Here is a 7,000-nt window from a genome sequence, read left to right on the forward strand (position 1 = left end):
CTGCCGGACTGGTCGCAGGCGCGCGTACTGGCCGTGGGCGAGATCGGTGAGATCACCGTGGCCGGGCCGACCGCCACCGATAGTTATTTCAACCGTCCGCAGGCGACGGCGGCGGCGAAGATCAGCGAAACCCTGGTCGATGGCAGCGTCCGCATCGTGCATCGCATGGGCGATGTCGGCTACTTCGATGCGCAGGGACGGCTGTGGTTCTGTGGCCGCAAGACCCATCGCGTGGAAACCGCCCACGGACCGCTGTACACCGAACAGGTCGAGCCGGTGTTCAACACCGTACCCGGCGTGGCACGCACTGCGCTGGTGGGCGTCGGCGCGGCCGGTGCGCAGGTGCCGGTGCTGTGCGTGGAGCTGCAGCGTGGCCAGTCCGACAGCCCTGCTCTGCGCGAGGCGCTGCATGCCACGGCCGCTGCGCGTCTGCCCGAGATGAAGCTGGAACACGTGCTGATGCATCCGGCGTTCCCCGTCGATATCCGTCACAACGCCAAGATCGGCCGCGAGAAGCTCGCCGTCTGGGCACGCGCCGAACTGGAGAAGCGCGCATGAAGATCCTGGTCACCGGTGGTGGTGGTTTTCTTGGCCAGGCGCTGTGCCGTGGCCTGGTCGAACGTGGCCACCAGGTGCTGGCGTTCAACCGCAGCCACTACCCGGAACTGCAGGCGCTGGGCGTGGGCCAGATCCGCGGTGACCTGGCCGATCCGCAGGCGGTGCTGCATGCGGTGGCCGGCGTCGATGCGGTGTTCCACAACGGTGCCAAGGCGGGTGCGTGGGGCAGCTATGACAGCTACCACCAGGCCAACGTGGTCGGCACCGACAACGTCATCGCCGCCTGCCGTGCGCATGGCATCGGCAGGCTGGTCTACACCTCCACGCCCAGCGTGACCCACCGCGCCACGCACCCGGTGGAAGGACTGGGTGCGGACGAAGTGCCGTATGGCGAGGATTTCCAGGCGCCGTACGCGGCGACCAAGGCGATTGCCGAACAGCGCGTGCTGGCGGCCAATGACGCGAGCCTGGCGACTGTGGCGTTGCGTCCGCGGTTGATCTGGGGCCCGGGCGACCAGCAGCTGGTGCCGCGCTTGGCCGATCGTGCACGCGCTGGCCGTTTGCGCCTGGTGGGCGATGGCAACAACAAGGTCGATACCACTTACATCGACAACGCCGCGCTCGCGCATTTCCTCGCCTTCGAGGCGCTGGCACCGGGCGCGGCCTGCGCCGGCAAGGCGTACTTCATTTCCAATGGCGAGCCGCTGCCGATGCGCGAGCTGGTCAACAAGCTGCTGCAGGCGGTGGGCGCTCCAACCGTGGACAAGGCGATCAGCTTCAAGACGGCGTATCGGATCGGCGCGATCTGCGAGCGGCTGTGGCCGCTGCTGCGCCTGCGTGGCGAGCCGCCGCTGACGCGCTTCCTGGCCGAGCAGCTGTGCACGCCGCACTGGTACAGCATGGAGCCAGCGCGCCGTGATTTCGGCTACGTGCCGCAGGTCAGCATCGAAGAAGGGCTGCGACGACTGAAGGCCGCATCATGACGGCGGCATCACCGCGCTGAAGCCTTCATTACGCGCAGAGATCGCCATCACCGGTTGCACACCGGCAGATGCGCAGGATGGACACAACGCCACCCACGGCCGACCACCTGCGAGGAGCACCATGCTGCATTACGCCGTCATTTTCTTTGTCATTGCCATCATCGCCGCCGTGCTCGGTTTCTCCGGCATCGCCGGTGCCGCCAGCAACATCGCCTGGATCCTGTTCGTGGTGTTCCTGGTGCTGGCGGTGATCTCGATGTTCCGCAAGCGCACATGACCGCTTGAGCAGTAGTGCCGGCCGCTGGCCGGCAACCTCGATTACCCGGGGTTGCCGACCGGCGGCCGGCACTGCCGAAGCGCGGTCAGCGCACCGCGCTGTGCAATCGGCGATCGGCGTCGTGCCGTTCCATCGCCAGTTCGATCAGGCGCGTGATCAGCGCCGTGTAGCCCACGCCACTGGCGCCCCACAGCTTCGGATACATGCTGATGCGGGTGAAGCCGGGCAGCGTGTTGACCTCGTTGATGACGATCCGACCATCCGCGGTCAGGAACACATCCACGCGCGCCATACCGGCGCATTCCAGTACCTGGTACGCCTGAAGCGCGATGTCCTGGATACGCGCCTGCGTCGCCGCGTCGATCGCGGCCGGCACCACCACTTCGGCGCCATCTTCGTTGATGTACTTGGTGTCGTAGGCGTAGAACTCATCGTGCAGCACCACCTCGCCACAGATGCTGGCCTGCGGCCGCTCGTTGCCGAGCACCGCGCATTCGATCTCGCGGCCGACCACGGCCGATTCCACCAGAACCTTGTGGTCGTAGCGCAGCGCAGTCTGCAATGCCTCGGCGAAACCGTCGGCGTCCTTGACCTTGCTCACGCCCACCGATGAGCCCTGGTTGGCCGGCTTCACGAACAGCGGCAGGCCGAGTGTCGCGATCAGGGCATCGACATCGACCGTATCGGCTTCATGGCGGCGGATGCAGACCCACGGCGCCACCTGCAGGCCGGCATCGCGCAGCAGGCGCTTGGTTACATCCTTGTCCATGGCTACCGCCGAACCCAGTACCGGCGAGCCGACGAAGGGCAGGTTGGCCATGCGCAGCAGGCCCTGCAGCGCACCGTCCTCGCCCAGCGGACCGTGCACGATCGGCAGCACCACATCGATCTGCCCCAGCGCGCTGCCCGCATCGGTCGGTTGCAGCTGGGCCTGCTCGGTGCCGGGCAGAACCGCCAGCGCGGTACCGGAAGGATGCAGGGCGATGCGCGCCGGATCCTCGGCATTGAGCAGGAAGGTGTCCGGCTGGCTCAGGTGCCACTGGCCCTGCTTGTCGATGCCGATCAGCACCGGTTCGAAGCGCTCGCGGTCGAGCGCGTCGAGAATGTTCTTCGCCGACTGCAGCGAAACTTCGTGTTCGGAAGACCTGCCACCGAAGATGATGCCAACCCGTGTCCGTGCCATGGAAATGCGATGTCCTGTGCGTTGCGTGGTTCCATAGCATGAACCTTCATCGGCCTTCCGCGTGAGGCACAGATGAACCAGAAATCCATCCACGCATGGCGTGGATCTACCGTGTCGACCAAGGTCGACACCCACCAACAGCAGTAGGAACCTGTCGAAGGCGGGGTGGGTCCGGTTGCGGGGGCGTGAGCCGCATGGATGCGGCGACCGAGCTTACAGGGACGTACTTGCAGCGGCCCCCGCAACCGGACCCCCCCCGCCTCCCCACGGAATGCCCGCTGTTGCTGTTGCTTCGGCTTTTGATGTTGCCGTTGCTTCTGCGGGTGCCGGGCGGTAGCCCGGCCCAAGCCCCCCACCCACGCAGGTAGAATGCGCACATGGCTCTTTCCCTGCTCAAGTCCCTCAAGCCGGTCGCTGGCCGTGCCCTGCAGATCGCCCTGAACCGCGCGCTGGCGCTGGATCCGGATACCCGCCACGCACTGGCCGGCCTCGACGGTCGCCATATCGACCTGACCCTGGACGCGCCGCCGCTGGCAATGCRCATCAGCGTCGACGGCGACCAGTTGCGTGTCGGCCCGGTGGATGCGCAGGAAGCCGACCTGGCCGTGCGCAGCAGCCTGGCCGGCGTGCTGGCACAGCTGCCGCTGCTGGCGCGTGCCCGCCAGGGCGCTGACAACGGCAAGGGGCGCGTTCGCGTGGCCGGCGATGCCGAGCTGGCGCGCCGCCTGCAGCAGCTGGCCAAGGGCTTCGATCCGGACTGGCAGCAGCCGTTCGTCAGCGTGTTCGGCGACGTGCTGGGCGTGCAGGTGGCCAACACCCTGCGCAGCGCCCTGCAGCATGCCCGCCAGGGTGCGATCGACCTCGCCCACAGCGCCGCTGAATTCATCACCGAGGAATCGCGCGACGTGGTGCCACGTGCCGAGCTGGATGCCTTCCACGATGACGTGGACGTGCTGCGCGACGATGTCGAGCGCCTCGGCGCACGCGTGCAGCGCCTGCGGGGTGCCGCATGAAGGCGCTGCTGCGGGCCAGCCGCATCGGCCGGGTGATCCTGCGTTACCGCCTCGACGACCTGCTGCAGGGCACCCCGGCCGAGCGCTGGCTGCGCCTGGCCAAGCCGTTCGTGCCGCGCGCATCGGCCGCCATCGCGGCACAGTCGCGGGGTGCACGCCTGCGCCTGGCGCTGCAGGACCTGGGGCCGATCTTCGTCAAGTTCGGGCAGATCCTGTCCACCCGTCGTGACCTGGTGCCGCCGGACGTGGCCAATGAGCTGACCCTGCTGCAGGACCGGGTCAAGCCCTTCGACGGCGAGACCGCACGCCGCATCGTCGAGGAAGCGCTGGGCCTGCCGGTCAGCGAAGCCTTCGCCAGTTTCGATACCGAGCCACTGGCCTCGGCGTCGATCGCGCAGGTGCACGCGGCCACCCTGGCCGACGGCCGCCAGGTAGTGGTCAAGGTGCTGCGCCCGGGCATCGAAAAACAGATCGACGCCGACATCGCCCTGCTCAACTCGCTGGCGACGCTGGTCGAGCGCACCCATCCGCGCGCCGACAAGATCCGCCCGCGCGAAGTGGTGGCCGAGGTGGAGAACACCCTGGCCGCCGAGCTGGACCTGCAGCGCGAAGGCGCCAATGCCAGCGTGCTGCGCCGCTTCTGGGAGAACTCCGACGACCTGTACGTACCGGAAGTGATCTGGAGCCATACCGCCGAGCGCGCACTGACCCTGGAACGCGTATGGGGCATCCCCTCCGATGACATCGCCGCGCTGGACAAGGCCGGCATCGACCGCAAGGCGCTGGCCGCCAAAGGCGTGCGGGTGTTCTACACCCAGGTGTTCCGCGACAACTTCTTCCATGCCGACGCGCACGCCGGCAACATCTGGGTCGACATCGATCCGGCACGCCGCGACAACCCGCGCTTCATCGCGCTGGACTTCGGCATCATGGGCCAGCTCTCGCAGGAAGATCAGTACTACCTGGCCGAGAATTTCATGGCCATCTTCAACCGCGACTACCGCCGCATCGCCGAACTGCACGTGCAGGCGCGCTGGATGCCCGACAACGTGCGCATCGATGATCTGGAAGCGGCGGTGCGTTCGGTGTGCGAGCCGTACTTCACCCGCCCGCTGTCGCAGATCTCGCTGGCCGAAGTGTTGATGAAGCTGTTCCGCGTGGCCCAGCGCTACCAGCTGACCCTGCAGCCGCAGTTGATCCTGCTGCAGAAGACCCTGCTCAACATCGAGGGCGTCGGCCGCCAGCTGGACCCGCAGATCGATATCTGGGCCGTGGCCAAGCCGGTGCTGGCGAAGATCCTGCGCGAGCGCTACAGCCCGCGTCGCGTGGTGCGCGAGATCGGCAAGCGCCTGCCGGAAATCATGACCCATGCGCCGGACATGCCGCGCCTGGTGCACGCCTGGCTGACCCAGCAGGTGGAAGGTCGCCATGAGCTGGCGATGCGCTCGCGCGATCTGGTTGCGCTGGACGCCAGCGTGCAGCGCCTGCAGAAGCATGCGGTCGGTGCGATCACCGGCGTCGGCCTGCTGGCGATCGCCGCATTGATGTACGTGCTGCAGCCGCCGGGCTGGTACTGGGGCGACGTGCCGGCGTGGAGCTGGGTGTCCGGTGCGGTTGGAGCGTTCGCACTGGCGCGTGCGTGGTGGCGATGATGGATGCGCTGAGCGCGCTCAAACAGGAGCTCGCGCAGTTCGGCAGCGACAACGATGCGTGCGAAACCGAGCGCGGTCGGCGCATGCTCAACATCACCGCCGACACCGGTGAACTGCTGTCGGTGCTGGTGCGTTTCGGCAACGCCCGCCGCGTGCTGGAGATCGGTACGTCCAACGGTTATTCCACGCTGTGGCTGGCCGAAGCGGCGGCCGCGATCGATGGCCAGGTGACCACGCTGGAGCTCGCTGCCGACAAGGTGGCGATGGCCCGCGCGAATTTCGCCCGCAGTGGATTGGGCGAGCGCATCAACCTGGTCCACGGTGATGCCGGTCAGTGGCTGGCGCAGGCCGAGCAGGGCTGCATCGACCTGCTGTTCCTGGATTCGGATCGCGGGCAGTACGCGGGCTGGTGGCCGCAGCTGCGTCGGGTACTGCGCCCCGGCGGCCTGCTGGTGGTCGACAACGCCACCTCGCATGCCGGTGAGATGGCGCCGCTGCGCGCCCTGCTGGCCGCCGATGCGGCGTTCACCACCAGCCTGGTGCCGGTGGGCAATGGCGAACTGCTGGCGCTGCGCAACACCTGACCGGGCGTCACCCCGGTAGCGCGGGTCGCTGGCTTGGTGCGGTAGTGCGCGCCCCTGCAGCTGCTGCACCTGGATGAACGGCTGGCCGTGGTCAACAAGCCGGCCGGGCTGATGGTCCATGACAGCAAGCTGGCCCGTGGCGAAGATGATTTCCTCGCCGATCGCCTGCGCGAGCAGCTGGGCCGGCCGATCTTCCTGGTCCATCGCCTGGATCGCGCCACCAGCGGCTGCCTGTTGCTGGCCTTCGACCGTGATACGGCCAGTGCGCTGGGCAAGTCGTTGATGGGCGGCGAGGTGAGCAAGGATTACCTGGCCATCTGCCGCGGCTGGCCGGCCGAGGAGGCCTGGCAGGTCGACCACGATCTGGATGGCGGTCCCGGCAAGCCGGTGAAGAAGCCGGCGGTCACCGACTTCCAGCGCCTGGCTACCGGCGAACTGTCGGTACCGGTGGGCGAGTTCACCAGCTCGCGCTATGCACTGCTGCGCTGCCAGCCGCTGACCGGGCGCTTCCGGCAGATCCGCCGCCATCTCAAGCACCTGTCACATCACCTGATCGGCGATACCAGCCATGGTGATGGCCGGCACAACCGCAACTTCCGCATGCAGGGTGTGCACCGCATGCTGCTGCACGCCGAGCGCCTGCGCTTTCCGCATCCGGATGGTGGCACGGTGGATGTGTGCGCGCCGGTCGACGGTGAATTCCAGAAGGCGCTGGACCTGTTCGGCTGGCACGTTCCGTAGCTGTAGCGC

General features: G+C 67.5%; 7 protein-coding genes and 1 pseudogene. 7 read left to right on the top strand and 1 reads right to left on the bottom strand.

Annotation, left to right across the window (positions count from 1 at the left end):
• The 3 genes and pseudogenes from AC1DJN_RS19800 to AC1DJN_RS19810 all read left to right on the top strand — a co-directional run.
• Nucleotides 1–558 (top strand): annotated as a pseudogene (locus tag AC1DJN_RS19800) (peptide synthase); the annotation flags it as partial.
• Complete coding sequence (gene oleD, locus AC1DJN_RS19805) at nucleotides 555–1,541, top strand: 2-alkyl-3-oxoalkanoate reductase (protein ID WP_033832739.1); 987 nt, start codon at nucleotides 555–557, stop codon at nucleotides 1,539–1,541. The pseudogene AC1DJN_RS19800 and the gene oleD, both read left to right, overlap by 4 nt.
• A 121-nt stretch (nucleotides 1,542–1,662) precedes the next feature.
• On the top strand, nucleotides 1,663–1,818 hold the full coding sequence (locus tag AC1DJN_RS19810) for a DUF1328 domain-containing protein (RefSeq protein WP_025875842.1): 156 nt from the start codon (nucleotides 1,663–1,665) through the stop codon (nucleotides 1,816–1,818).
• Nucleotides 1,819–1,903: 85 nt separating this feature from the next.
• Here AC1DJN_RS19810 and ddlA read toward each other — a convergent pair whose 3' ends face one another.
• Entirely contained in the window at nucleotides 1,904–3,001 is a 1,098-nt protein-coding gene (gene ddlA / locus AC1DJN_RS19815) for a D-alanine--D-alanine ligase (RefSeq protein ID WP_140227922.1), read from the bottom strand.
• A gap of 377 nt (nucleotides 3,002–3,378) precedes the next feature.
• Here ddlA and AC1DJN_RS19820 point away from each other — a divergent pair, with 377 nt between their 5' ends.
• From AC1DJN_RS19820 to AC1DJN_RS19835, 4 genes are read left to right on the top strand one after another with little or no spacing between them, the layout of a single operon-like run.
• Entirely contained in the window at nucleotides 3,379–4,014 is a 636-nt protein-coding gene (locus AC1DJN_RS19820) for a ubiquinone biosynthesis accessory factor UbiJ (protein ID WP_478039912.1), read from the top strand.
• Complete coding sequence (gene ubiB, locus AC1DJN_RS19825) at nucleotides 4,011–5,666, top strand: ubiquinone biosynthesis regulatory protein kinase UbiB (RefSeq protein WP_033832742.1); 1,656 nt, start codon at nucleotides 4,011–4,013, stop codon at nucleotides 5,664–5,666. Before AC1DJN_RS19820 ends, ubiB begins: the two co-directional genes overlap by 4 nt.
• Nucleotides 5,666–6,250 (top strand): O-methyltransferase, encoded by a 585-nt coding sequence (locus tag AC1DJN_RS19830; protein ID WP_425541464.1) that lies wholly within the window; start codon nucleotides 5,666–5,668, stop codon nucleotides 6,248–6,250. Before ubiB ends, AC1DJN_RS19830 begins: the two co-directional genes overlap by 1 nt.
• Nucleotides 6,251–6,304: 54 nt before the next feature.
• Nucleotides 6,305–6,991 (top strand): pseudouridine synthase, encoded by a 687-nt coding sequence (locus AC1DJN_RS19835; protein ID WP_478039914.1) that lies wholly within the window; start codon nucleotides 6,305–6,307, stop codon nucleotides 6,989–6,991.
• Nucleotides 6,992–7,000 lie beyond the last annotated feature (9 nt).

Source organism: Stenotrophomonas sp. 05L414_2 (assembly GCF_056397905.1).